The sequence below is a fragment of the Exiguobacterium sp. s34 genome (assembly GCF_018617435.1).
Taxonomy (GTDB): Bacteria; Bacillota; Bacilli; order Exiguobacteriales; family Exiguobacteriaceae; genus Exiguobacterium; species Exiguobacterium aestuarii.
Window position 1 is genome coordinate 371544 of record NZ_JACSKE010000001.1, and the last position, 22021, is coordinate 393564.

The following is a 22021-nucleotide window of genomic DNA, read 5'->3' on the forward strand; positions in this document are numbered from 1 at the left end:
GTGTTTACGATTGGGGTCGATATCGGGACGACGAGTACGAAAGCCGTCCTGTTCAACGGTCATCAACAACTGGCGGTACATAACGTGTTGTATCCGCTTCTCACGCCCGATACAGAGACGGCCGAGCAAGACCCGGTCGTCATCTATGGGGCCGTGCTCGAAGCCGTTTCGGCGGTCCGCGCCAAAGCGGATGGTCCGATTCGCTTCGCATCGTTCAGCTCGGCGATGCACAGCTTAATCGCACTCGATGCGTCAGGACGTCCGCTCACGAACAGCATCACGTGGGCCGACAGTCGGGCGAACCCGTATACGCAAGAAATCAAACGCGACTTTGACGCGAGCGCCCTCCATATGCGCACCGGCACCCCGGTCCATCCGATGGCGCCGCTGTCGAAGCTACGCTGGTTGAAATCGGAGCATCCTGACGTCTTTGAACAGACTGCCAAGTTCGTCTCCATCAAAGAATATGTCTTCTATCGGTTGACGGGGCGCTTCGTCGTCGACCATTCCATCGCCTCGGCGACGGGACTGTTCAATTTGAAACAACGGGATTGGGACGCGGAAGCGCTTGAAGTTGCCGGGGTGACGGCAGAGCGTTTGTCTGAACTCGTTCCGACGACGGAAGTCTTGCAGGTGACGCCTGACGTGACCGAGACGCTCGGCTGGGACTTCCCGCTCGTCATCGGGGCAAGCGACGGCGTGCTGTCGAACCTCGGGGTCGGTGCCTTCGAACAAGGTGTCGTCGCCGTAACGATCGGGACGAGCGGCGCCATCCGGACCGTCGTCTCAGAACCGGTTGAAGACCCGAAAGGTCGCATCTTCTGTTATGCGCTGACGGACAAGCATTGGGTGATCGGTGGACCTGTCAATAACGGCGGCATCATTCTCCGCTGGCTCCGCGACGAGTTCGCAGCTAGCGAGGTCGAGACGGCGAAACGCCTCGGCATCGACGCGTACGATGTGTTGACCCGTATCGCCGAGACGGTCAAGCCGGGTGCCGACGGGCTGTTGTTCCATCCGTATTTGATGGGTGAACGCGCCCCGCTCTGGGATTCGAACGCCCGCGGTTCCTTCTTCGGGCTCAGCATTCACCATAAACGGGAGCACTTCATCCGTGCCGTGTTGGAAGGTGTCATCTTTAACCTCTATACGGTCATGCTCGCACTCGACGAGTTGACGGGTGCACCGAACCGCATCCATGCGACAGGTGGATTCGCCCAGTCGAGTCTCTGGCGCCAGATGATGGCGGATATCTTCGACACACCGGTCGTCGTGCCGGAAAGTCACGAGAGTTCATGCCTCGGGGCCGTCATGCTCGGGGAGTATGCCTTCGGGGACATCGAGGAATTCCAAGAAGTGCCGCAAGTGACCCACGAACATACACCGAACATGGAAGCGACGAACGTCTATCGGGAGCTCTTGCCGATCTACATTCGTCTGTCGCGTCACCTGTCGGAAGAATATGAAGCCATTTCTGCGTTTCAGCGGAAGCATGTATAAGAAGAGGCCGAGTTCATCGCGAACTCGGCCTTGTTTATTGATCCACACAATTAATCTTTTTTCTAGGTTAGATTCTTAGAGCGAAAGAGATGTTATACTTTTCATGATTAGAAATCCATTCTAGATGATGAAAGACGAGGTAAAATCGAATGAGTAACATCCTTGATTCTTTGATTGCGGCAATCCCCTTTTTCTTCTTTGGCGTATTGCTCATTAGGTCAAAAGATCAGACGAAGTCTAAAGAGACCGGATCACCGACAGACGGAACTGAAATCCTGTTCAGTTTTTTTCTATCTTTTTTCAGACCAAAAGTCTTAGGATACGCATTCATCTTGCTTGGTCTATCATTTGTCGTGATAACGTTTTTCGTAAATGTCATATAAGCTAGTGAACTACTCGCCACTTATTTGCTTCGCAAATTGAAGGGGGAGCTTCTTGAGAAGACCATACTTTTATGTTTACCAAGCTCGTCCAGCACTATAAAGCACCGTCGGTCACGAACTGACAACACGCCCTTCAATCTTAGGATTGAGGGGCTTTTCTATGACTATCCCCTGTTGATCATCCACGGTACACTAAGAGGATACAGGAGGGGTTCACGATGACATTCACGACGACCCGCTGCCTCATTCGACCGTTCGAACGACATGACATCGAACCGTTCATGGCGTATCGGAACGACTTGGACTGGATGAAGCATCAATCGTTCAAAGGTCTTAGCTATACCGAGTACGAGGACGCCCTACTCGGCGAACAATCACTTCAACACGGCATGCAACTCGCCATCATCGACCAATCGACGGATGAGTTGATTGGGGACGTGTATATCCACCAAGAAGGTACGACGTATTGGATTGGCTATACCATCACACCCGCACGCGCTCGCCAAGGTTATGCGTTCGAGGTGATGTCGGGATTAATTCGTTACTTGACCGACCAAGGTGCGGAAGTGTTCAAGGCCGGCGTCCTTGAGACGAACGAGGCGTCCATCGCGCTATTGAAGAAATTGAATTTCACCTATTTCACGACAGAACTCGACGAACAAATTTATCGTCTCGATGTCTCGGATATGTGATAAGGTATGTGTCATATGTCACTTGTTTTTTGACTCGAGGGAGCTATTGTTGGAATGAAGAAACGCGTTCTATTACTTATGTCTATTTTTTTATTGATCGGGTCCTTGTCACAGGCAGCAATCCCGGAGCCGAAAGCGTATAACGACCCGAGTCTCATCTATTTGACGCTCGATGACGGACCGAACTGGAAAACGGGAAAGCTGCTCGATGTCTTGAAGAAGCATCAGGTGAAAGCGACCTTTTTCATCCTCGGGAAAAATATCGACGGGAATGAGCATCTGCTCCATCGTATCGTCGCCGAAGGTCACTTGATCGCCTTACACGGGATGACACACGAGCGCGAGGAGTTTTATGCGTCACCGATGACGGCTGTTCGTCAAATGAAGGACGTACAACGTCTCATTTATGACGTGACTGGCATTCATACGAATATGGCTCGGACGATTTACGGGAGTGATGCAGGTATGACGCCTGCGCATTGGCAAGCGATGGATGAAGCCGGTTTTGCGATTTGGGACTGGAATGTCGGTAGTCTCGATCATATCTATAAGAAGGACAACGCCAGCGTAGAGCAACGCGTGTTCAATCGACTTGAGGCGAATCGTGCCGCCAATATCGCTTCCATCATCCTGGCGCACGATCATTCGATGACACCAGAAGCACTCGATACAATCATCCGCTATGCGAAAGAGCGAGATTACGAATTTCGGACGCTCGAGGGCGTTCACCCGCCCCATAACTTTTTGGATGCGTGGGAACCGCATGCTGACGAACATACAACTCCATGACTGTAGGCCATCTTGTGGTCTACAGTTTTTCACATGAAGAAAGCGCATCGGGATGCCTGATGCGCTTTCTCATTGAACGTATTCTACATTTTCATGGATATACGTTCGATTTCTCCCACTGTTCTTCGCTTGGTATAAGCAGTCATCTGCCAAATGAACCATTTCACGAAGGTGCTCGCTCTTTCCGTTCGCAATTCCGATCGAAACGGAAATATGAATCTTTTGTTGATCGAGTAACTCGAACTCATGTTTGGATATGCTACTCCGAATTCGCTCCGCCACTTTGATTACTTCGACTTGAGAAAGCATCGGGATTAAAATGCCAAACTCTTCCCCGCCTATTCGAGCTTTAATATCATGGTCCCTCGTTTCACGATGCAACAATTCTGCGAACTGCTTCAAAATCTCATCCCCGTTCGCGTGACCATATTGGTCGTTGATTTGTTTGAAGTAGTCGATATCGATGATGAGCACGTTACACGTCGCATAATGCTCTTTGACCTTTTTCATCTGCATTTCCCACGCTCTACGGTTTGCGAGTCCCGTCAAATGGTCGGTTTCCGCTGATATTTTATACTCTTTCCCGCGATGATGGATGAGGTACAGGTCAATGTTCAAAACGGTGATCAATAACCCGACTGGGAAACTGATGATGGCGACTAATGAAGCGGCAATCGCAGCATATTCGTTCAACCCTCCACTGATATAGATTGCTCCCCATGCGATGAGACACGTCAACACGTTCAACGTGAGACCGAACTGGTAAAGTCGCTTCTCTAAACTGACTATGTTGTACGTCAAAATGATCCCAATGACAATTGTGAAAATGGCGATACATGCTACGATAGACGGAAAATCAATTCCGTAACTAAATCGATAGATTGAAATGATGGTCGCCGCGATAATCAGTGGGGATACTAACCGATAAAAGCCGAGTAGAATGAGGACAAGAAATCGAAAATCAATTTTTACAACATCATCAAACACGACACCTTGTGTGATGAGAAAAATTCCTAGGAGCCCTGATAGCACGCCAATTAAAATGTTTTGAACGTGTTCGTATTTCGTATCAAGGTTCAAGATTTTCGAAATGAAATAAATACCAGTAAACGATATACATGAATTTGCGATTAAGCTAATGAACATAATTGGATCCTCTCAGCATGCGTGATGTTCGTGCTACTCTCTTCATATATCCAATTCAAACCATTTACTAACATTTTAATCACCATATAGTTAAATTAAAAGAATATTTTTCTTATAGAAGTAAATGAGATATCAAGACATGAATGTGACCACAAAAAATCGAGCCCACATGTGGACTCGATCCTCACTTACCGTTCATATGTCACCATCACAAATTGGCCAGATGCGCGCTGACTTGTCAGTCGAAGCTTCGTCTCTTTCGTACCTTCTGGGAAGAGCGGGACCCCTTCACCGAGGACGACTGGCGCAATCGCAATCTCGTAACGATCAACGAGATCTTGCTCCATCGCCGCTTTGATCACTTCCCCGCCACCGATGAGCCAGATGTCTTGATCGATTTCTTCTTTCAACCGATGAATCAATTTTTCAATCGGTTCATCCGTAAAGGTGACATGCTCCGCCTCACGGTCCGGGTTCCGCGTCATAATATAGTTCGGCATATTTGGATATGGGTACTCCTCTGACAATTGAAGGACTTCTTCATATGTTTTTCGTCCCATGATGACAGCACCAATCGTTTTGAAAAATTCGGCATAGCCGTTGTCCCCGTCCCCATCTACTGCGAACAACCAATCGAGTTGGTCGTTCGATCGAGCAATCTTTCCGTCTAAACTCATCGCAATATATAACACTACATTTGGCATCGTGTCTTCCTCCTTGATTCGTGATACATTCAGCTTAACCCATAAACACGACAAAAGATGACGGGAATGATTTAAGTGAAAAAACGACATTTACAACTGATTCGACTGCTCAATCATGGACGACGTGTTACCGCTGAAGAACTGGCGCAAGAGACAGGTGCCTCCATTCGGACAATTCAACGGGATATGCTGTCACTCGAGGAACTCGGTTATCCGATTTGGAGCGTCCCCGGGACTGGCGGTGGCTATGAGATGTTGCCGAATCGTTTATTGCCCCCGCTCCATCTCCGCGAACAAGAAGCGGTCGCCCTCTATCTCACACTGAAATGGATGGAGCAACTCCCAAACGTGCCCTTCGGGGATATACGAAGTACACTATCCGACTGGTACGTGAACGAATTGCCTCATGACTTGGAGGCGAAGATTCGTCGATTGGAGCGAAATATTCTGTGGCTCGGGAACAAACAAATTCCAAAAGCACCGCTCACAAAAGACATCTATCAGGCAATCGAACATCGAAAAAAGGTAGAGATGACGTATCGGACGACAAAAGGACAACGTACGTTCAACGTCGCACCGGTCGGCATGGCACTTCTTGATTTGAAGTGGTACGTCTTCGGCCTCTCCGAACTCGGACTCCGTCAATATCGAATCGATCGCATCGAAACGGTCAAACTGCTTGAGGAGACGTTTGAGTCCGAGGATTTGGTGAGCCTACTACAGGCAAGTGATGAACGAAACGGTGTGACCGTTCGACTCGAACTCACCCCACTCGGTCGTCGTTTGCTTGAAGATGTATTACCCGATATCGAGGAGAAAAATGAGTGGAACGTACCCGAGGAAGAACTTCCGTTTTTGTCGAGACAGCTGTTGAAGGCTGGGGCTGAAGTAGAGGTGAAGGCGCCTAGGGTGTTGCGAGGGATGATGAAGGAGCATGCGGAACAATTAATGCGGCACTATCAATGAAGATGTTTCAATAAAATTGAACCCGTTAAAAAAGGCAAGCTATGAATGATTGACTTCATAACTTGCCTTTTGATTATGATGCCTTTGTTTCCAGCACCTCTTTCTCACGTTGTTGTTTCACGTTTCCTACGTATAGCAACCGCAAAGCGACAACCATCAGGATCAACGCAATCAACCGTTTCGTGTCGAATGGAATCACAGCTCCTTCAAACCAGCCGAAGTGGTCAATCACCATTCCCATCGAGAGTTGACCGATAATCGCCGCCAAGTTAGCTGCGATGACCCCGATTTTGGGAACTGCTAGAATCGTTAAAAATAGATAACTGACTCCGAGCCAGACGGCACTTAGTTGCCAGACCGGCGCATCTAAAATACTTAAAATCTTCCCGCTTCCAAAGAACAAAACAAGCAAGAACAGCATCATGGCTCCCGTAATGAACGTTAAGAAGGCACTTTCTAATGTACCTGCCTTACGACTAAATGCTCCGTTCACAGAAGACTGTGCACTGAGAAGCGCGCCTCCGATGACGGTGACGAGCAATAATAATATAGACATATGTTCAACCTCCCGATTAATAAATTAAGAACAACGATACGATCATCAGTCCGACAGCAATGATTTTCTCTTTTCGAACTGTCACTTTAGGACTTCCGAGCCAACCGTTGTGCTCAATCACCATACTCATGATCAATTGACCGACGACGACACTACTCATTGCCATCCCGACGCCAATTAACGGGATTCCGACGACAAGAATCGTGAGATAAATTAAGCCGAGCAGTCCACCTGTCAGTTGCCATTTCGGTGCTTCTTTCGTATACGACAACTTTCCTTTACCGAAGAATAATAAGGCCACTCCTAAAATAATTGTACCGACGGCAAAGTTATATAAACTACTTTCGAGTTTTCCAATTGTTTCTCCTAAACTCGCATACATCGCTCCCTCTAGACTGAGCGCCACACCCGCTAAAAAAGCGAGGACGTAAAAAATTGATTTCATCCCGTCTTCCTCCATTTCTATCCGCTGCTTATATCTATATTTCGAGAAAAATCGAAATTAAAAGCGTGGAAAAGAGTCAAAGCTCTTCTCCAATGTACCGAGACAGTTCTTTTAGTACTTCTTCATTTCTTCGATAGTACGTCCACTGCCCGTGTCGCTCTGACTCTAACAATCCAACGCTTTGCATCATTTTTAAATAATGTGAGACCGTCGACGGGGATAACGTGGTTTTCTCTTGGATATCCCCAACGCAGACTCCTCCCTTCTCGCTCATATTCTTCGTAAGATGCGCTGTCGGTTTGTCAAAGTGACGCATCGGCTCTTTCAACCAATGCAACATTTCGAGCCTCGTTTCATTTCCTAACACTTTAAATAGTTCCACAGCATTTTTCATACGCTTATGTTATTCGATAATTCTCGAAATGTCAAAAAAAAGACTCTCATCTTTGATTGATGTGAGTCTACTTTATGAATAGTGATAGCGACACTGTAAGATTTCGACGTGCTGATCTGTTGCTCGATAGACAAGTCGGTGTTCCGAGTCGATTCTCCGACTATAGAAACCCTGTAGGTTCCCTTTTAAAGCTTCTGGTTTTCCAATTCCATTTAAATTTCCATTTCTTCTGACGTCTTCAATCAACGAATTAATACGTTTTAATTTCTTTTTATCTTCTTTTTGCCAGTACAGATAATCTTCCCAACCGTTGTCTGTGAATAAAAGAGACTTATTCATTCATCAATTTTCTTTCTTTTGTTTCGCTATTCTCAATTTGTTTAATAGAATCTAATAAACGTTCAGCATTTTTAGGACTACGCAACAAATAAATCGTTTCCATCAAGCTTTCATATTCTTGTTCGGACATGATGACCGCATTTTCACTATTTTTTCGTGAGATGACGATTGCTTCACTGTTTTCATGAACTTGATCCAATACTTTCTTGAAGTTTTTTCTAGCGTCACTATATGTGATGGTGGACATCAATTTTCACCCCTTTTATTTTATTGTACTTTTTATTGTACAATAAAACAACTTTTAAAGAAGCGCTGACTCTAGGCAGAATCAGCGCTTCTTTATTACATATCCAAATCAGTAAACGCGAGCGGGACGAGTTCCCCAAGCGTCACTTCTTTTACATCGGCGTTGCCGTTTGTGAGGAGTACTTTGAAGTCAGGATCGCCGAACTCGACCATGACTTGGCGGCAAATGCTGCACGGTGGCAAGAAGTCTTCCGTGTCCCCAGACACGGCAACCGCTTCGAAGTCACCTTTTTTATATCCTTGCGCGACCGCTGTGAAGATGGCTGTACGCTCCGCACAGTTTGTCGCTCCGAACGAGACGTTCTCGACGTTGACGCCATCGATGACCGTGCCGTCCTTCATGAGAAGTGCCGCTCCGACGCGGAACTTTGAATATGGTGAATACGCATTGTCTTTCAATTGGCGTGCGCGCTCGACTAATTGTTGTTGGTTCATCTTAAGTCATTCCTCTCGAATATCGAATGAACTGATGCCAGTCCCCATGCCTCTCATTTTTGGGCAGGATTTTTAGCATACACCCGCCTCAAAGAGAAGTCAACGACTTTTTAGAACGCTTTCATCAATGCAAAAAAAAGAAGGAACATTCGCTCCTTCTCGATTCTCGTTATACCAACTCGAGCTGCGCGACAGGCGCCTCTTCCGTTTCTGTCTGTACATGGTGGCGACCGATCGGAATGACCGACGGTGAACCCGACACCGGGTCACACATGACCGAACAGCGGAGATTGAAGACACGATGGATCAAATCACATGTGATGACGTCCGATGGCTTCCCTTCGGCGATCAATTTCCCTTTGTCGAGTGCGAAGATGTAGTCGGCATAACGTGCCGACAAGTTGATGTCGTGTAGCACCATGACAATCGTCGTCCCGTACTTTCGGTTCAAGTCCGTCAACAAGTCGAGAATCTCGACTTGATACGTAATATCGAGATACGTCGTCGGCTCGTCTAAAAAGAGGACGTCCGTCTGTTGGGCAAGCGCCATCGCGATCCAGACGCGTTGACGCTGTCCGCCTGACAACTCGTCGATCGGACGGTCCGCGAACTCCGTGATGTTCATCATCTCCATCGCCTCGGCGACGGCCTCATAATCGGATTTCGTCCATCCCTTTAAAAACGATTGATGCGGGTAACGGCCGCGACCGACGAGATCGGCGACCGTGATTCCTTCCGGTACGACCGGGGACTGTGGCAACATCCCGAGGACACGTGCGAGCTTTTTCGGTGCCATCTTCGAGATCGGCTTATCGTAAAGCGTCACTTGACCGGCACTCGGCTTAATGAGGCGTGCCATCGTCTTCAGTAACGTCGACTTCCCGCAACCGTTCGCACCAATGATGATGCTAATCTGGTTGCTCGGAATTTCAAGGCTGATATCATTCAAAATCATCTTGTCCTCGTATCCTGAGGTGAGATGTTCCACTTTCATAATGGATGCCATTTAGAAGTCCCCTTTCTGGTTCATCCGAATCAACAAGTATAAGAGATAAGGCGCGCCGATGATGCCCGTGATGACACCGACCGGATAGCGTGCCGTGAAGGCGAATTGTCCGACGAGGTCGGCCGCGAGCACTAAGATGATGCCGACAAGCGCTGCCGGCAAAATTCCGGCGTGACTTGTCCCGACGAGACGTTTGGCGATCGGCCCCGCCAAAAAGGCGATAAAGGCGATTGGTCCCGTCGTCGCTGTCGCAAGGGCGAGCATGAACACCGCCGCAACGATGAGAAGCAATCGGGTTTGGTTTGTATTGATCCCTAACCCTGTCGCCGCCATTTCACCGAGCTCGAGCATCTCGAGCTGACGGGTGAGTAACAATACGATCGGTAAACAGATGAGTACCGTGATGATTAAAGGCGGCAACTCCTCTAGCTTCGCCCCATTTAAGCTTCCTGTCAACCACCGCATCGCCATGGCGACATCATTTTGTCGGCTGATGAGGAGTAAGTAATTGATGACCGCCGTGAGCATCGCCTGAATCCCGATCCCGACCAAGACGAGGCGACCAATCGAGAAGGAGGCCCCTTTGGAGAGGAAGTAGATGACGAGCACCGTCACGAGACCTCCGATAATCGATGCAATCGAGATGATGGCCTCGCTCGACTGCAGGACGACGATACAGAAGACGGCCGCCGCACTCGACCCGGTCGTGATTCCGATGACGTTCGGGTTAGCGAGCGGGTTGCGGAGCATCGTCTGAAAGATCGTTCCCGCCGCACCGAACGCTGCCCCCGCAAAGACACCGGCAAGCATACGTGGTAACCGAAGGACCTCAACGGCGAACGACGCACCCTTCACATCTTCCCCGAGCAGGACGCGGATGACGTCCTGGACCGGATAAATCGTATTGCCCAACATGAGCATCAAACCGCTCAACGTGACCGCAATCACGGTCAAGAGCAGTGTCATGCCGACGTAGCGCCGGCGACGCTTCATACGTCCTTGTCTGATTTGTTCAATCGCTGGTTGCATCATAGTCCTCGTACTTTCACTTTCATCGTCAATAGAATCAAGATTGGTGCCCCGATAAATGCCGTCACGATCCCGACCTCAAGTTCGCCCGGACTCCCGAGTAAACGCCCGATGACGTCCGAGAAGGTCAAGATGATCGCACCCGCGAGGGCAGACATCGGCATGAGATAGCGTTGGTCCGGACCGAGCACGAGCCGAATCAAATGAGGGGCGAGTAGCCCGATAAAGCCGATTGGTCCGGCAAGTGCCGTCGCTGCTCCGCACAGAATGACGCCCGCGAACGAAGCCGTCAGCTTCAACGTCCCGGTCCGAACACCGAAGCTCTTCGCCATCTCTTCTCCGAGCGCGAGTGCGTTCAAGGAAGGTGCGGTCACGACCGCAATCACGAGACCGATCAATAAGAACGGTAGAAACGTATAGATGGAATCGACATTCCCCGCGCCGACACTTCCGACTTGCCAGAAGCGGAACTGATCCATGACGTTCGAGCGTGGAATCATGAGCGCCATGACGAGGGACGATAATGCCGCACTCGTCGCCGCACCCGCCAAGACGAGTTTGAGCGGGGTCGCACCACCCCGTCCGAGTGAGCCGATACCGAATACGAAAATGGCCGTCAACAATGCCCCGACGAGCGCGAACCAGATGAACGCACTTGCCGTCGAGATGTTGAAAAATGCGATCCCGATGACAACGGCAAGCGCCGCGCCCGTGTTGACCCCGAGAATACTCGGGTCGGCGATTGGGTTACGCGTCACCGACTGCATGAGTGCCCCCGCCACACCGAGCGCTGCGCCACACATGAAACTGAAGATCGTCCGGACGACCCGTTCTCGGACGATGTCCGCTTCATACGACTGAACAGCCGGGCGGAATAAACCGTCCAGCAGTTCATTCCACCCGACTGTCCTTGAGCCGAAGGCAAGAGATGCCACGATACATAGAACCGTCAGTACGAGCGTCCCAACCAAAAGAAGTGGGAAATACTTCGGGGTATGCATCTGTTTCACCTGATGTTGCATCATTTTACTTTCGCGAGCGCATCCGATACGCGTGAGACGTACTCATCGATCGTATATTCAATCGAGAGTGGCGTCGGCGTTCCTGCCGCTGCGAGCGGTGTGTTGTCTTCGATCAAGACGACCGATCCACGTTCGATTGCTGGCACTTTACCGTAGAGCGGGTCTGCCTGGAGCGCCTTCAACGTGTCTTCATTCCCGTATGTGACGAAGATGTCGACGTCGTTCAGGATGTCGGCGTTTTCCTTACTGAGCTCAAGGTAGAAGCTGTCTGCTTTTTCTGCCTCGTCCAAAATGTTTTGCGGATATTCCATCCCGAGTTCTTCGATGAAGGCACCGCGTGGGTCACCCGTCGTGTAAATATAGAATTTTGAAAGATCTTCCGCGCTCATCGAGACGAAAGCGGCTTTCTTTCCGGCAATCTCAGGGACGGCTGTCGCTTTGTCGGTGATCAATTTCTCTGTATCCTTAATCAACTGTTCGCCTTCTTCACCAAGTCCCATTGCGAGTGAGTCATAGCGAACCATATCTTGCCATGACGTGACCCAAGGAGTTTCTTGGTATGCCACGACCGGTGCGATTTGACTGAGCGTGTCGTAGTCTTCTTGCGTGATGCCTGAGTAGGCAGCCAAGATGACGTCCGGGTTAGAATCTGCGATTGCTTCAAAGTCTAATCCGTCCGTGTCTTGATAGATGTTCGGGTTCTCTTCCCCGAGTGCTTCTAACTTCTCTGCTGTCCATGGGAGCATGCCGCTGTCATCTTGGACACCGTAGTTCGCAGCCGAGAATCCGACCGGTACGACGTCGAGTGCAAGTGCGACATCATGGTTCCCCCATGAGATCGTTGCGACACGTTCTGGCTTCTCTTCGATGACCGTCTCTCCGAATGCGTGCTCGATTGTGATCGGGTAACCTTCTGCCGCTTCTTCTGTCCCTTCACTTGTGGAAGCGTTCTCAGCTTCTTCCGAACCACAACCGGCTAAGATGAGCGCAAATGCCGATGCAAAGATGAACATATGTAACCATTTCTTGAATGTGTTGTTCACGTGATTTTCTCCTTTTCGAACTTCTCTGTATTTTTCCGATACTGATAATCATTATCAGTTATGAGTATAGACCTGCTCCTAAGTCATGTCAACCGCTATTCGGTTCAAAAAAAATGAAAAAACCTGCCGTTTTAGGACAGGTTGATCAAGATTTCCGCTGCCGTCGCATGACATCTGCAATCGGTTCATCTTGTTTTTCAAGCTCTGATACGATGCGTTCATGGTCCACGTCGTTTCGGTTTTGGCTTAACTTGAACGTTGCCTGAATGTCGGTAATGACGATCCGAAACCCGACGACGCCGTGCATTTGTCGCTTCACCGGTTCGGATAAATCATCCCATCGCACCGCATGTTCACGTTCTCCTTCGTGCTCGTTCAGCAAACCTGCGAGTTCTTCAATCAACTCGGTCTCATTGAGAATCGTCGCACGTCCATATACGTGTACCGCTTGGTAATTCCATGTCGATACGTCCTCATGTCCGTACCATGACGCCGACACGTACGCGTCCGGACCTTGGAAGATGACGAGAACGTCCTGTTCTTCAATCGTTCGCCACTGCGGATTCGCTTTTGATACGTGGGTCGTCAGTTGACCGTTCGCCTCATCGAATCGTAACGGGACGTGCGTTGCAATCGGTTTATCCCCGTCATGCGTCACGACCGTACCAAACGGATGGGCATGTAAAAAAGCTATAATATCTGCCTGATCTTCTACGGAATAGCGGTTTTGGATATACATGATCGAGCCCCCTTTCCCCCATTATATTCTGAAAAGACGGGTATAACGACACAGAAGGAGGAATGTTCTTATGAAACCAACAATCAAAGCCATCGTATTTGACGTATATGGCACTTTGTTTGACGTCCATTCGGTGAAGGACGCCTGTGAACAAGAGTTCCCTGAAAAAGGAGCAGCCATCAGCCAAGTATGGCGGACAAAACAACTCGAGTATTTCTTTTGGCGACACATGATGGGTCGCTACGAAGATTTTGATACGGTGACCCGGGACGCACTCCGTTACGCACTCGCCGTCCATGACGCAAAAGCGACGGAGGACATCGAACAGCGCCTGATCGGATCATATGCGCACCTCACCCCTTACGAAGAAGTCGAGTCTGTCTTGAAACAGCTACATGACATGAAGACCGTCATCCTCTCAAACGGAACGGATGAGATGCTTGAGGCGCTGCTTCACAACGCCGGACTCTCCGACTATTTTGATGAAGTCGTCAGCGTCGACGGCATCAAACAACCGAAACCAACGCCAGCCGCCTATATGCACTGGTTCAAGACGTCCGGTCTTCGCCGTGACGAGGTGCTCTTCTTATCGTCGAACGGCTGGGACATCGCCGGGGCGAAAAACTTCGGCTTCCATGCGGCTTGGATCAACCGAAATGACCTACCGTTCGAGGAGTTCGATGTGGAACCAGATGCCGTCTATCCGAACTTGGACAACTTGTCAGAATGGCTTTAATCCATGAACGACCTCGTGAAAATGAGGTCGTTTTGTGCATCCTCTCCCATGAAAAAGGTGTGCACCCCCGTTTGTTCAAACCCGTTGCGTCGATAAAATTGAATCGCTTTTTTATTGTGTTCCCATACGCCCAGCCACATCTTTCGTTTATGTAGCTCCTTCGCCAATTCGGTCGCCTGAGTAAATAACGCTTTCCCTACCCCATGACCTTGGAATGCTTCCAATACGTAGATTCGTTCAATTTCAATCGTATCGGCGCCCATCGGTTCAGATTGAGCGTCGCGTACGTTCACTTTCAAATAGCCTGCCAACTCGCCATCTACATGTGCAAAGTAAAAATAGGAATTTGGGTGTGCCAATTCTTGCTTTAACTGTTCAGTCGCATACGCGTTTTCTAGGTAAGCGTTCAAGTGCTCCGGTGTATTGTGACGTGCGAACGTCTCCGTAAACGTCTGGATGCTAATGTGACGCAGGACTTCTACGTCTGTCACTTTTGAGATTTCAATCATATTGCCTCGCTCCTCTCAATATTCTCGATGCTTGCCTTTCTTCACTTCGGCCCAATCTGTTTCCACATTACTTCGTACTTTTTTCAAAAGGCGTAACAACTCCTTACTCTCTTGCTCGTCGAGTCCTGATAACGCGACCGATGTAGAATATTCGTGTTCGCGAATGATGCGCGGGTACAACGCCTCACCTTTCTCCGTCAGGTATAAATGTTTGATTTTCTGATTCTCAAGATCTGGTCGCCTCTCAATCAATCCTTCTTGCTCTAATTTCTTGATGGCACGTGCGGCGGTCGTCCGATCTACCTTAATCAACTCTGCTAGCCGCTCTTGAATGATACCTGGGTGTTCAAAAATCCTGACGACGTATAAATACTTTCCTTTTTCTAAACCGAGTGCTTTGAATTCAATATTGCTGATTGAATCGAGGGCACGCGCAATCATTCCGATTTCTCGCAGATGGTCATGCATCATCAGTCACCCCTATCTTTTTTGTTGTAAATGCAACAAAAACATTTGATATAAGCATATTCGATTTTGTGAGAGAATGAAAGGAGAGAATTGCTTATGAAGAAGGAGGAATGTGCAATGAGTCACCGCATTTACACGACGAGCTTTGCGAGCGTCTATCCGCTCTACGTCGCTAAAGCCGAACGAAAAGGACGGACGAAAGAAGAGGTCGACACAATCATCGAGTGGTTGACGGGATATGATGAGACCGGACTCGCGCGTCAGATTGCTGACGAGGTTGATTTTGATACATTCTTCGCTTCATCGCCTCATTTGAACGAAGACCGCGCCCTCATCAAAGGTGTCGTCTGTGGGGTGCGCGTCGAGAACGTTGAAGAACCACTCATGCGTGAAATCCGTTATCTCGATAAGCTCATTGATGAATTGGCGAAGGGAAAGAAAATGGAGAAAATCTTGCGAGGAGGCGAATCATGATGGACATGACGACACTTGTGGACGAGGCACGGCTCGATTCCTTCATCCACCTGATTGAGGTCATCGATGACCATTTACCTGACGGGTTTGAAAAGACGACGGACGGACATGGCGTCCATTACGTCGTCCCGCTCGAGCGATATCCGTCGGGTTATCACGTGACGCCGGGTACACCCCTTCCCTTCATCAGCGTGATCGCACAAAAGCGCCATGTCGGGCTTTATCATATGGGAATTTACGCTGATCCTGAACTACTCGCTTGGTTCGAACAAGAGTATGCGAAACGCGTCCCCACGAAACTCGACATGGGGAAAAGCTGTATTCGCTTCAACAACGTGAAGCGGATCCCGTTTGATTTGGTCGGGGAACTCGCCGAAAAAATATCTGTCGATGAATGGATTCAACGCTATGAAGGAAACCGAGGCTAACGCTTCGGTTTTTTCGCACATTCGTTTTCTGTCATGAGCGATGAATGCGGTATGCTTAGAAAAAAGGAGGGGCGCCTCATGCCACGTTGGCTGAAAATCACTTTGTTTTTACTCGTATTTGGCACGTTGTTCTACATCACCCATTTCCATTATGAGTTGCGTCCGTCTGACATACGGGATATCGTCTTGTCGTTTGGTTTTTGGGGTCCGTTATTCTTTATTTTTCTATACGCCATCGGTCCGGTCGCCTTTTTACCGACATCCGTGCTATCACTTGGAGCCGGTCTCGCGTTCGGCGTTTGGCCTGGGGTCCTCTATATCATTATTGGTGCGACCGCTGCTGCGACGACCGGTTACGTCATGGGACGCTTCTTCGGACGCTCGGTCGTTAACGTCGATCGCTATCCATGGTCGGAAAAGCTATTCACTCAGATGGAGCGCCGCGGTTTCTTATATGTGTTCGTCTTACGGCTCATCCCGCTCGTCAGTTTCGACTTACTCAGTTACGCCGGAGGCATCTCCCGCGTCCGTTTCCGTGCCTTTGTCCCAGCGACGGTTCTTGGCATGATTCCCGGGACGTTCGCTTATAGTTTTCTCGGAGCGAGCCTCGCGTCAGGTAGCGTCACCACGATCTTCATCGCCGCACTCGTCTTCGTCGGATTGATTGTCGTGACGTATATCTTCCGTGAACCGGTAAAGAAGTGGTTAGGCTTGAACTAAAAATAGTAAAAGGGAGCCTCGAGCTCCTTTTTTGTATGTCGAATATGCAATTCGAATAAACTTCTGGGACATCCGTCCGATATGTATAGAGCTACAACAAATGAACACGAGAATGTGAGGAAAGAAACATGAGTTTTACGAAACGAAATCAGTTGATGTTGTTGACGACGTTATTGATTGTGATGACGTCGATTGTTGTCCATTTGCTTCACCGATTCACAGAATTTGCCTATACGTATACGATTTTACGAAACGGCGCAGATGATTATGTCTATCCAACTATGACGTGGGTGTTATTCGCTCTTCCACTCGTCTTTTTCGGGATGATGTTCGTCAGCTTGAAACGAGAACAGAAGACGTTCCCGCACTGGATGATGTTGACGCTCACCTTCGCGAGCATCTCGACGGTCGCCGGTGGACAAGGACTCGTCGAATATCACTTTTCCATCTTTGTCGTCTTGGCAATCTTGTCGTTCATGCGTCGCATCGACTTGATCCTCTACAGCGCTGGCATCTTTGCGGTCCAGCATTTAGCGGGATATGCTTTATTCCCTGAGATGATTTGTGGAACAAGCGATTATCCGTTCAGCTTGTTGCTCATTCATGCCGTCTACTTGATCCTGCTCAGTGCGGTACTCGTCGCCCAGATTTACTACCGCAACAAAGAATCGGAACGGATCGAGACACAAGAACAGGAAACACGAGAGTTGCTTCAACAAGCGATTCAGGAAGTCAGTTCCCTCGTTCAATCCTTAAATAGCCACGCAGAAGAGCTTGAATCAGCTGCGAACCAATCGCTCGAATCTGGTGAACAGATTGCCATCACCGTCGACCCGATCGTTGCGCACGCTTCATCGCAACAAACATCGATGATGCAAGGGGCGAATGAGATCCAATCGATCCGTTCACTCACTGCACTCATCCAAGAACGAATGGCTCAGACGGCCGCTGCCTCGTCACGTATCGCAAAAGATGCCCTTTCCGGGAATACGGATATGCGTCACATGGAAGAAAAAGTGCAAGAAATCATCACCGAGTCTGAACAACTCGAACGGATTGTCGCAACGATGTCAAATCGTTCATCTGAAATCCAAGGCATCTTGCAGCAAGTCGGCTCGATCAGTGAACAGACGAATATGCTCGCCTTGAACGCTTCGATTGAAGCGGCTCGTGCCGGAGAGGCCGGTCGTGGATTCGCGGTCGTCGCTTCAGAAGTCGGAAAACTCGCCGTGCAGTCCCGAGAATATGCGTCCGAGATGACACGTGTCCTTGGCGGATTAATGGAGGATACGGCGGTCGTATCGAAATCCGCCCACTTGTTTAAAGAAGCGACAGAGAACTGTCAAACCGTCACGAACGACGTGACGGCCGTCTTCGGCCGCCTTACAGAAGACGTGTCTGAAATCGATGCACAGATTGCGTCGATTCAAGAGACGCGGCAACACGTGACGGCCCAGATGGAAACGCTCGAAACACGCCTCGAATCGACAAAGTATGCGGCAAGCGAACTCCAGCAACAGATTCACCATGTCGCCGCCGCAACCGAAGAACAAGTCGCCATCCAAAAAGAGCTCAGCACCATGTCGGACCGACTCGCCGTCACAGCGAACGCACTTGAAGATGTGACGACACAACTCGAAAATCACGCATCTCGTGCCTAACACAAATTCCCCCGACCGTTTGGTCGGGGGAATTTTGTTTATCGGTCGATCAGTTGACGAATCCCTTCAGTGAGCGGTGTGACCGGACGTCCGAGAACCGGTTCAAAGTCACTCTCGTGAATCTCGAGCGTTCCTTGACGGATGCTACGCTGAATGCCAGCGAGAAGTGCGACCACGTCATCAGGTAGTCCTGCCCCGCGCATCGTTTCTTCATACGCTTCGAGGTTCAACTCTTGCATCGCAACGTCGCGACCAAGCACCTCACTCAATGCATCGACGAGATCTTGCTGCGTATGGAGCGGTCCCGACAATTCATATACCGCACTCTCCTGCTGTTCTTTCAACAGGACGTTCGCCGCCGCTTCTGCATAGTCTTGTTGAAGTGCCCAGCCGACCTTCCCATCCCGAGCCGCCGTGATCCACGGTGCCCCATCAAGCACTGCCTGAATACTCGACAACTCGTTCTCTAAGTACCAGTTGTTGCGTAAGAACGCATACGGAATCCCAGATTCCACAATCGCTTCCTCTGTGACGACATGTGGGGGTGCCATCAAGTTCTCACTATCTGTCGCATCGGCGAGACTCGTATAGGCGATAAATGAGACACCTGCCCGTTTCGCCGCCTCGACTGCGTTCGTATGTTGACGAATCCGTGTATCATTGTCTCCATCTGCCGAGATGATCAACAGACGCTCGACACCTTTGAACGCTTCATCGAGTGTGTCCGGCTGATCGAAATCACCGTGGCGTACGTCGACCCCACGTTCTTTAAGCGATGCTGCTTTCTCTGGATTCCGTACGCTGACAGCAAGGTCGCTCGCATCGATTGACTTCAGTAACTCCTCTACAATTTTCGACCCTAATTTACCGGTTGCCCCAGTGATTAAATATTTCATTTTATTTTCCTCCTTCAACTTGTAATCGAATCAATTACATGTAACCATCATAATTACAGGTAACTCATTTGTCAATTACTCTTTCCCTGTTATACTAAACATGTAACAAAGTTGTTTACACGTATGAATAGAAAGGGAGAGATTTATGACAATCAGTAGTCGTTTTTCGGTGGCCATCCACATGCTGACTCTTGTCGCGCTTTCACCACCAGAAGTCATCTCATCAGATTTTTTAGCGCGGAGCGTAAATACAAACCCTGCCCTTATCCGAAAGATTATGGCTATGTTGAAAAAAGCTGAATTGATTCAGGTCAAACCCGGTGTGGCCGGCGCAACCCTAAAAAAATCACTAAACGCCATCTCACTTCTCGAAATCTATCAAGCTGTTTCTGTCGTTGAACCGAATGAATTGTTCGGGATTCATGACCAACCAAATCCCGCTTGTCCAGTCGGAAGAAATATCCAAACAACGATCGAACCCATCTTTATAACCGCCCAATCTGCAATGGAACGTGTACTTGAACAGATTACACTCGGAGATGTCGTGAAAGACATCGAACAACTTGCAGATTGAAAGATTCACTTCATGAACCACTCTTTAGAGAGTGGTTTTTTCATTGACCTCTTGACTTTGAGTTCAAATGAACTTAAATTAATGATATAGAAGTTCATACGAACTTAAAAGGAGGAATTGTTATTGACCCTACTCATCGGGTTTTTACTCATCGTCATCTTTATGCTCGCGCTTGACCTCGGGGTGTTCCACCGTAAGGCACACGAAGTCTCGCTCCGTGAGGCATGGACATGGACGTTTGTCTGGATCGGAATTGCAATCGTATTCGGAGGTTGGTTGTTCTACACGCAAGGTAGTACGGCGGCGACAGAATATGCGAGTGTATACTTCATCGAAAAAGCACTCGCAATTGATAACGTGTTCGTCTTCTCGCTCGTCTTTGCCTACTTCGCCATCCCGCTCAAGTATCAGCACAAAGTGTTATTCTGGGGAATTCTCGGAGCCATTTTCTTCCGCGCCGTCTTCATCGTCGCTGGGGTATCGCTTTTAGAAAACTTCGGTTGGGTCTATTACGTGTTCGGAGCGTTCCTCGTCTATACAGGGTGGATGATGTATAAAAATATCGGGAAAGACGAGTCGCTCGAGGAGAACAAGACGATTCGTTGGCTCGAGCGACGCCTTCCGATCACGCAAGACATTTCATCAGGGAAGTTCACGAAGCGAATCAATGGGAAGTTGTTCTTCACGCCGCTCTTCATCGCGCTCATCTTCATCGAATTGTCGGATATCGTCTTTGCCGTCGATTCGGTCGCCGCGAGCTTCGCGTATTCGCGTGACCCGTATATCATCTTCTATGCGAACATCATGGCGATTCTTGGACTCCGTAGTCTCTACTTCGTCCTCGCCAACTTGATCGACCGTTTCTACTATTTGAAACATGGTCTCAGCTTTATGCTCGTCTTTATCGGGGCGAAGATGATCTCGGGCGATGTGTACAAGATGCCGATTTGGATGTCGCTCGGGACAATCATTCTCGTCATCTTGATTAGCGTCCTCTATAGTTTCTACAAAACGAAACCTAGTTCGTCCAAACACGTATAATGAATCAATCGATCCATTTCGTCGGTGTTCTTTCTTTGAAAATCGGGTAATCAATGAGGTGCACAACTACAGAAAAGGGGATTCACTATGTTTGATCGGATTGGCCTCATGAGTATCGGTCTCGTTTTCGGGATCATCCTCATGTTACTCTTCAACAACCTATTCGGACTGGTGTTTGGTGTCGTCCTTGGTGTCAGCCTCGTCGTCGCCAACCAAATCGGACGGAACAAACGAACAACTATTCATTAACCAAAAAGCACGCGCTCCCAAATATGGGGCGCGTGCTTTTGCATTAAAACATCGTATATGGATTGATACTGTTGGCAGGAGCTGAACTGCTATATACATAGCTGTTCCGATGTACTTCAAAATGGAGATGGTTTCCGAATGAGTTGCCGGTGTTGCCAACTGCTCCGATTGTTGCCCCTTTTGCGACCGTCTGTCCTTTGACGACATTGAGGCGGTCGAGGTGTGCGTATACCGTGATGTATGTTTGGCCATTTAACTGATGGGTCATCATGATGTGATTCCCATACGCCCCGTAGTTCCGGGCGACGATGACTTGTCCAGATGCGGCCGCCACGACCGGAGTCCCTCTCGGTGCCGCCAAGTCGATGCCGTTATGGAACGTGTAGCCGTATTGTCCGCTCGCTGGACCGTATTTTTGCGTCAACGTTCCTTTTGTCGGGATGATCATTTTTGCTGTCGACGTCGTCGAGAGTGTCGTCACACTATACTTCTTCACATATGTACTCGATACGTAACGGGCTGTCCCGTTAAAGTTGATTTTCGTCCATCCCCCGCTTACGCCGAGATACTTGAACGACTGGCCTAACTTTGCGCTGCCGACGATCGCATATGTCGTGCCTGGGCCCGAACGGACGTTTAAACTGTTGGTCGTGACTTTGACATAATACGTGGTCGCTGCTTCAGCAGGCGTACCGACCGGGGTGAAGATTCCGATGGTGAGCAACGCAGCACAGAGGAGGGAAAGCATCTTTCGTTTCATAGTATGGTAAA

29 protein-coding genes are annotated in these 22021 nt (G+C 49.1%); 12 read left to right on the forward strand and 17 right to left on the reverse strand.

Annotated elements, in window-relative coordinates:
* The 3 genes from gntK to KNO87_RS01780 all read left to right on the forward strand — a co-directional run bounded on the left by gntK (position 1) and on the right by KNO87_RS01780 (position 3364).
* Positions 1-1500: a gluconokinase gene (gene gntK, locus KNO87_RS01770; RefSeq protein WP_214793119.1), complete on the forward strand. Its 1500-nt coding sequence runs from the start codon at positions 1-3 to the stop codon at positions 1498-1500.
* A 601-nt stretch (positions 1501-2101) separates the two neighbouring features.
* Positions 2102-2575 (forward strand): GNAT family N-acetyltransferase, encoded by a 474-nt coding sequence (locus tag KNO87_RS01775; protein ID WP_214793116.1) that lies wholly within the window; start codon positions 2102-2104, stop codon positions 2573-2575.
* 54 nt (positions 2576-2629) lie between these two features.
* Positions 2630-3364 (forward strand): polysaccharide deacetylase family protein, encoded by a 735-nt coding sequence (locus tag KNO87_RS01780; protein ID WP_214793113.1) that lies wholly within the window; start codon positions 2630-2632, stop codon positions 3362-3364.
* 69 nt (positions 3365-3433) lie between these two features.
* On the opposite strand, the gene KNO87_RS01785 is transcribed toward KNO87_RS01780, so the two are convergent.
* Both KNO87_RS01785 and KNO87_RS01790 read right to left on the reverse strand, forming a co-directional pair.
* Positions 3434-4510, reverse strand: a complete 1077-nt coding sequence (locus KNO87_RS01785) for a GGDEF domain-containing protein (RefSeq protein WP_214793110.1) — start codon at positions 4508-4510, stop codon at positions 3434-3436.
* Positions 4511-4698: 188 nt separating this feature from the next.
* Entirely contained in the window at positions 4699-5214 is a 516-nt protein-coding gene (locus KNO87_RS01790; RefSeq protein ID WP_214793107.1) for a dihydrofolate reductase family protein, read from the reverse strand.
* Between the two features lie 75 nt (positions 5215-5289).
* Between KNO87_RS01790 and KNO87_RS01795 the strand changes: the two genes are divergently transcribed.
* Positions 5290-6180, forward strand: a complete 891-nt coding sequence (locus KNO87_RS01795) for a helix-turn-helix transcriptional regulator (RefSeq protein ID WP_214793104.1) — start codon at positions 5290-5292, stop codon at positions 6178-6180.
* A gap of 73 nt (positions 6181-6253) precedes the next feature.
* Here KNO87_RS01795 and KNO87_RS01800 read toward each other — a convergent pair whose 3' ends face one another.
* From KNO87_RS01800 to KNO87_RS01850, 11 genes are all read right to left on the reverse strand, one after another.
* Positions 6254-6736 (reverse strand): DMT family transporter, encoded by a 483-nt coding sequence (locus KNO87_RS01800; RefSeq protein WP_214793101.1) that lies wholly within the window; start codon positions 6734-6736, stop codon positions 6254-6256.
* A 16-nt stretch (positions 6737-6752) separates the two neighbouring features.
* Positions 6753-7181, reverse strand: coding sequence for a DMT family transporter (locus KNO87_RS01805; RefSeq protein ID WP_214786382.1), 429 nt, complete (start codon positions 7179-7181; stop codon positions 6753-6755).
* Positions 7182-7257: 76 nt separating this feature from the next.
* A complete protein-coding gene (locus KNO87_RS01810; protein ID WP_214793098.1) occupies positions 7258-7575 on the reverse strand; it encodes an ArsR/SmtB family transcription factor in 318 nt (105 codons plus the stop codon).
* A 72-nt stretch (positions 7576-7647) separates the two neighbouring features.
* Positions 7648-7914: a Txe/YoeB family addiction module toxin gene (locus tag KNO87_RS01815; protein ID WP_214793095.1), complete on the reverse strand. Its 267-nt coding sequence runs from the start codon at positions 7912-7914 to the stop codon at positions 7648-7650.
* Positions 7907-8161, reverse strand: coding sequence for a type II toxin-antitoxin system Phd/YefM family antitoxin (locus KNO87_RS01820; protein ID WP_214793092.1), 255 nt, complete (start codon positions 8159-8161; stop codon positions 7907-7909). The genes KNO87_RS01815 and KNO87_RS01820 overlap by 8 nt, the downstream gene beginning before the upstream one ends.
* Before the next feature lie 95 nt (positions 8162-8256).
* Positions 8257-8655 (reverse strand): cytidine deaminase, encoded by a 399-nt coding sequence (locus tag KNO87_RS01825; RefSeq protein ID WP_074035820.1) that lies wholly within the window; start codon positions 8653-8655, stop codon positions 8257-8259.
* Between the two features lie 169 nt (positions 8656-8824).
* On the reverse strand, positions 8825-9661 hold the full coding sequence (locus KNO87_RS01830; protein ID WP_214793089.1) for an ABC transporter ATP-binding protein: 837 nt from the start codon (positions 9659-9661) through the stop codon (positions 8825-8827).
* On the reverse strand, positions 9662-10693 hold the full coding sequence (locus KNO87_RS01835) for a FecCD family ABC transporter permease (RefSeq protein WP_214793086.1): 1032 nt from the start codon (positions 10691-10693) through the stop codon (positions 9662-9664).
* Positions 10690-11691 (reverse strand): FecCD family ABC transporter permease, encoded by a 1002-nt coding sequence (locus tag KNO87_RS01840; protein WP_483298046.1) that lies wholly within the window; start codon positions 11689-11691, stop codon positions 10690-10692. Before KNO87_RS01840 ends, KNO87_RS01835 begins: the two co-directional genes overlap by 4 nt.
* 20 nt (positions 11692-11711) lie before the next feature.
* A complete protein-coding gene (locus tag KNO87_RS01845; RefSeq protein ID WP_353047445.1) occupies positions 11712-12755 on the reverse strand; it encodes an iron-siderophore ABC transporter substrate-binding protein in 1044 nt (347 codons plus the stop codon).
* A gap of 145 nt (positions 12756-12900) precedes the next feature.
* On the reverse strand, positions 12901-13494 hold the full coding sequence (locus KNO87_RS01850) for an FMN-binding negative transcriptional regulator (protein ID WP_214793080.1): 594 nt from the start codon (positions 13492-13494) through the stop codon (positions 12901-12903).
* Between the two features lie 70 nt (positions 13495-13564).
* Between KNO87_RS01850 and KNO87_RS01855 the strand changes: the two genes are divergently transcribed.
* Complete coding sequence (locus KNO87_RS01855) at positions 13565-14230, forward strand: haloacid dehalogenase type II (protein WP_214793077.1); 666 nt, start codon at positions 13565-13567, stop codon at positions 14228-14230.
* Here KNO87_RS01855 and KNO87_RS01860 read toward each other — a convergent pair.
* A complete protein-coding gene (locus KNO87_RS01860) occupies positions 14227-14739 on the reverse strand; it encodes a GNAT family N-acetyltransferase (protein ID WP_214793074.1) in 513 nt (170 codons plus the stop codon). The two genes, KNO87_RS01855 and KNO87_RS01860, sit on opposite strands and share 4 nt — an antisense overlap.
* A gap of 15 nt (positions 14740-14754) precedes the next feature.
* Positions 14755-15207, reverse strand: coding sequence for a MarR family winged helix-turn-helix transcriptional regulator (locus KNO87_RS01865; protein ID WP_214793071.1), 453 nt, complete (start codon positions 15205-15207; stop codon positions 14755-14757).
* A gap of 117 nt (positions 15208-15324) precedes the next feature.
* Between KNO87_RS01865 and KNO87_RS01870 the strand changes: the two genes are divergently transcribed.
* From KNO87_RS01870 to KNO87_RS01885, 4 genes are all read left to right on the forward strand, one after another.
* Positions 15325-15681: a DUF2200 domain-containing protein gene (locus KNO87_RS01870; RefSeq protein WP_214793068.1), complete on the forward strand. Its 357-nt coding sequence runs from the start codon at positions 15325-15327 to the stop codon at positions 15679-15681.
* Entirely contained in the window at positions 15678-16109 is a 432-nt protein-coding gene (locus KNO87_RS01875; protein ID WP_214793065.1) for a DUF1801 domain-containing protein, read from the forward strand. Before KNO87_RS01870 ends, KNO87_RS01875 begins: the two co-directional genes overlap by 4 nt.
* A 78-nt stretch (positions 16110-16187) precedes the next feature.
* The gene (locus tag KNO87_RS01880) at positions 16188-16829 is read left to right on the forward strand and encodes a TVP38/TMEM64 family protein (RefSeq protein WP_214786362.1); all 642 of its coding nucleotides are present in this window, start codon (positions 16188-16190) and stop codon (positions 16827-16829) included.
* A 128-nt stretch (positions 16830-16957) separates the two neighbouring features.
* Positions 16958-18490 carry a methyl-accepting chemotaxis protein gene (locus KNO87_RS01885; protein ID WP_214793062.1) on the forward strand — a complete coding sequence of 511 codons (1533 nt, stop codon included), beginning with the start codon at positions 16958-16960 and terminating at the stop codon, positions 18488-18490.
* Between the two features lie 38 nt (positions 18491-18528).
* Here KNO87_RS01885 and KNO87_RS01890 read toward each other — a convergent pair whose 3' ends face one another.
* A complete protein-coding gene (locus tag KNO87_RS01890) occupies positions 18529-19386 on the reverse strand; it encodes an SDR family oxidoreductase (protein ID WP_214793059.1) in 858 nt (285 codons plus the stop codon).
* 145 nt (positions 19387-19531) lie between these two features.
* On the opposite strand from KNO87_RS01890, the gene KNO87_RS01895 reads away from it, so the two are divergent.
* From KNO87_RS01895 to KNO87_RS01905, 3 genes are all read left to right on the forward strand, one after another.
* Positions 19532-19960 carry an Rrf2 family transcriptional regulator gene (locus KNO87_RS01895; RefSeq protein ID WP_214793056.1) on the forward strand — a complete coding sequence of 143 codons (429 nt, stop codon included), beginning with the start codon at positions 19532-19534 and terminating at the stop codon, positions 19958-19960.
* 123 nt (positions 19961-20083) lie between these two features.
* On the forward strand, positions 20084-21001 hold the full coding sequence (locus tag KNO87_RS01900) for a TerC family protein (RefSeq protein WP_214793054.1): 918 nt from the start codon (positions 20084-20086) through the stop codon (positions 20999-21001).
* Positions 21002-21088: 87 nt separating this feature from the next.
* Positions 21089-21250, forward strand: a complete 162-nt coding sequence (locus tag KNO87_RS01905) for a hypothetical protein (RefSeq protein WP_214786356.1) — start codon at positions 21089-21091, stop codon at positions 21248-21250.
* A gap of 43 nt (positions 21251-21293) precedes the next feature.
* Here the strand turns inward: KNO87_RS01905 and KNO87_RS01910 are convergent, their stop codons facing one another.
* A complete protein-coding gene (locus tag KNO87_RS01910; protein ID WP_214793051.1) occupies positions 21294-22010 on the reverse strand; it encodes a M23 family metallopeptidase in 717 nt (238 codons plus the stop codon).
* Positions 22011-22021: the final 11 nt, after the last annotated feature.

Bases quoted from the DNA above. Each gene is read 5' to 3' on its own strand.
- KNO87_RS01810 (WP_214793098.1), bottom strand. From the start codon at position 7,575: ATGAAAAATGCTGTGGAACTATTTAAAGTGTTAGGAAATGAAACGAGG.
- KNO87_RS01905 (WP_214786356.1), top strand. From the start codon at position 21,089: ATGTTTGATCGGATTGGCCTCATGAGTATCGGTCTCGTTTTCGGGATC.
- KNO87_RS01870 (WP_214793068.1), top strand. From the start codon at position 15,325: ATGAGTCACCGCATTTACACGACGAGCTTTGCGAGCGTCTATCCGCTC.
- KNO87_RS01790 (WP_214793107.1), bottom strand. From the start codon at position 5,214: ATGCCAAATGTAGTGTTATATATTGCGATGAGTTTAGACGGAAAGATT.
- KNO87_RS01815 (WP_214793095.1), bottom strand. From the start codon at position 7,914: ATGAATAAGTCTCTTTTATTCACAGACAACGGTTGGGAAGATTATCTG.
- KNO87_RS01875 (WP_214793065.1), top strand. From the start codon at position 15,678: ATGATGGACATGACGACACTTGTGGACGAGGCACGGCTCGATTCCTTC.
- KNO87_RS01840 (WP_483298046.1), bottom strand. From the start codon at position 11,691: ATGCATACCCCGAAGTATTTCCCACTTCTTTTGGTTGGGACGCTCGTA.
- KNO87_RS01890 (WP_214793059.1), bottom strand. From the start codon at position 19,386: ATGAAATATTTAATCACTGGGGCAACCGGTAAATTAGGGTCGAAAATT.
- KNO87_RS01865 (WP_214793071.1), bottom strand. From the start codon at position 15,207: ATGCATGACCATCTGCGAGAAATCGGAATGATTGCGCGTGCCCTCGAT.
- KNO87_RS01860 (WP_214793074.1), bottom strand. From the start codon at position 14,739: ATGATTGAAATCTCAAAAGTGACAGACGTAGAAGTCCTGCGTCACATT.
- KNO87_RS01830 (WP_214793089.1), bottom strand. From the start codon at position 9,661: ATGGCATCCATTATGAAAGTGGAACATCTCACCTCAGGATACGAGGAC.
- KNO87_RS01775 (WP_214793116.1), top strand. From the start codon at position 2,102: ATGACATTCACGACGACCCGCTGCCTCATTCGACCGTTCGAACGACAT.
- KNO87_RS01855 (WP_214793077.1), top strand. From the start codon at position 13,565: ATGAAACCAACAATCAAAGCCATCGTATTTGACGTATATGGCACTTTG.
- KNO87_RS01800 (WP_214793101.1), bottom strand. From the start codon at position 6,736: ATGTCTATATTATTATTGCTCGTCACCGTCATCGGAGGCGCGCTTCTC.
- KNO87_RS01850 (WP_214793080.1), bottom strand. From the start codon at position 13,494: ATGTATATCCAAAACCGCTATTCCGTAGAAGATCAGGCAGATATTATA.
- KNO87_RS01835 (WP_214793086.1), bottom strand. From the start codon at position 10,693: ATGATGCAACCAGCGATTGAACAAATCAGACAAGGACGTATGAAGCGT.
- KNO87_RS01825 (WP_074035820.1), bottom strand. From the start codon at position 8,655: ATGAACCAACAACAATTAGTCGAGCGCGCACGCCAATTGAAAGACAAT.
- KNO87_RS01780 (WP_214793113.1), top strand. From the start codon at position 2,630: ATGAAGAAACGCGTTCTATTACTTATGTCTATTTTTTTATTGATCGGG.
- KNO87_RS01785 (WP_214793110.1), bottom strand. From the start codon at position 4,510: ATGTTCATTAGCTTAATCGCAAATTCATGTATATCGTTTACTGGTATT.
- KNO87_RS01820 (WP_214793092.1), bottom strand. From the start codon at position 8,161: ATGTCCACCATCACATATAGTGACGCTAGAAAAAACTTCAAGAAAGTA.
- KNO87_RS01885 (WP_214793062.1), top strand. From the start codon at position 16,958: ATGAGTTTTACGAAACGAAATCAGTTGATGTTGTTGACGACGTTATTG.
- KNO87_RS01895 (WP_214793056.1), top strand. From the start codon at position 19,532: ATGACAATCAGTAGTCGTTTTTCGGTGGCCATCCACATGCTGACTCTT.
- KNO87_RS01880 (WP_214786362.1), top strand. From the start codon at position 16,188: ATGCCACGTTGGCTGAAAATCACTTTGTTTTTACTCGTATTTGGCACG.
- KNO87_RS01910 (WP_214793051.1), bottom strand. From the start codon at position 22,010: ATGAAACGAAAGATGCTTTCCCTCCTCTGTGCTGCGTTGCTCACCATC.
- KNO87_RS01805 (WP_214786382.1), bottom strand. From the start codon at position 7,181: ATGAAATCAATTTTTTACGTCCTCGCTTTTTTAGCGGGTGTGGCGCTC.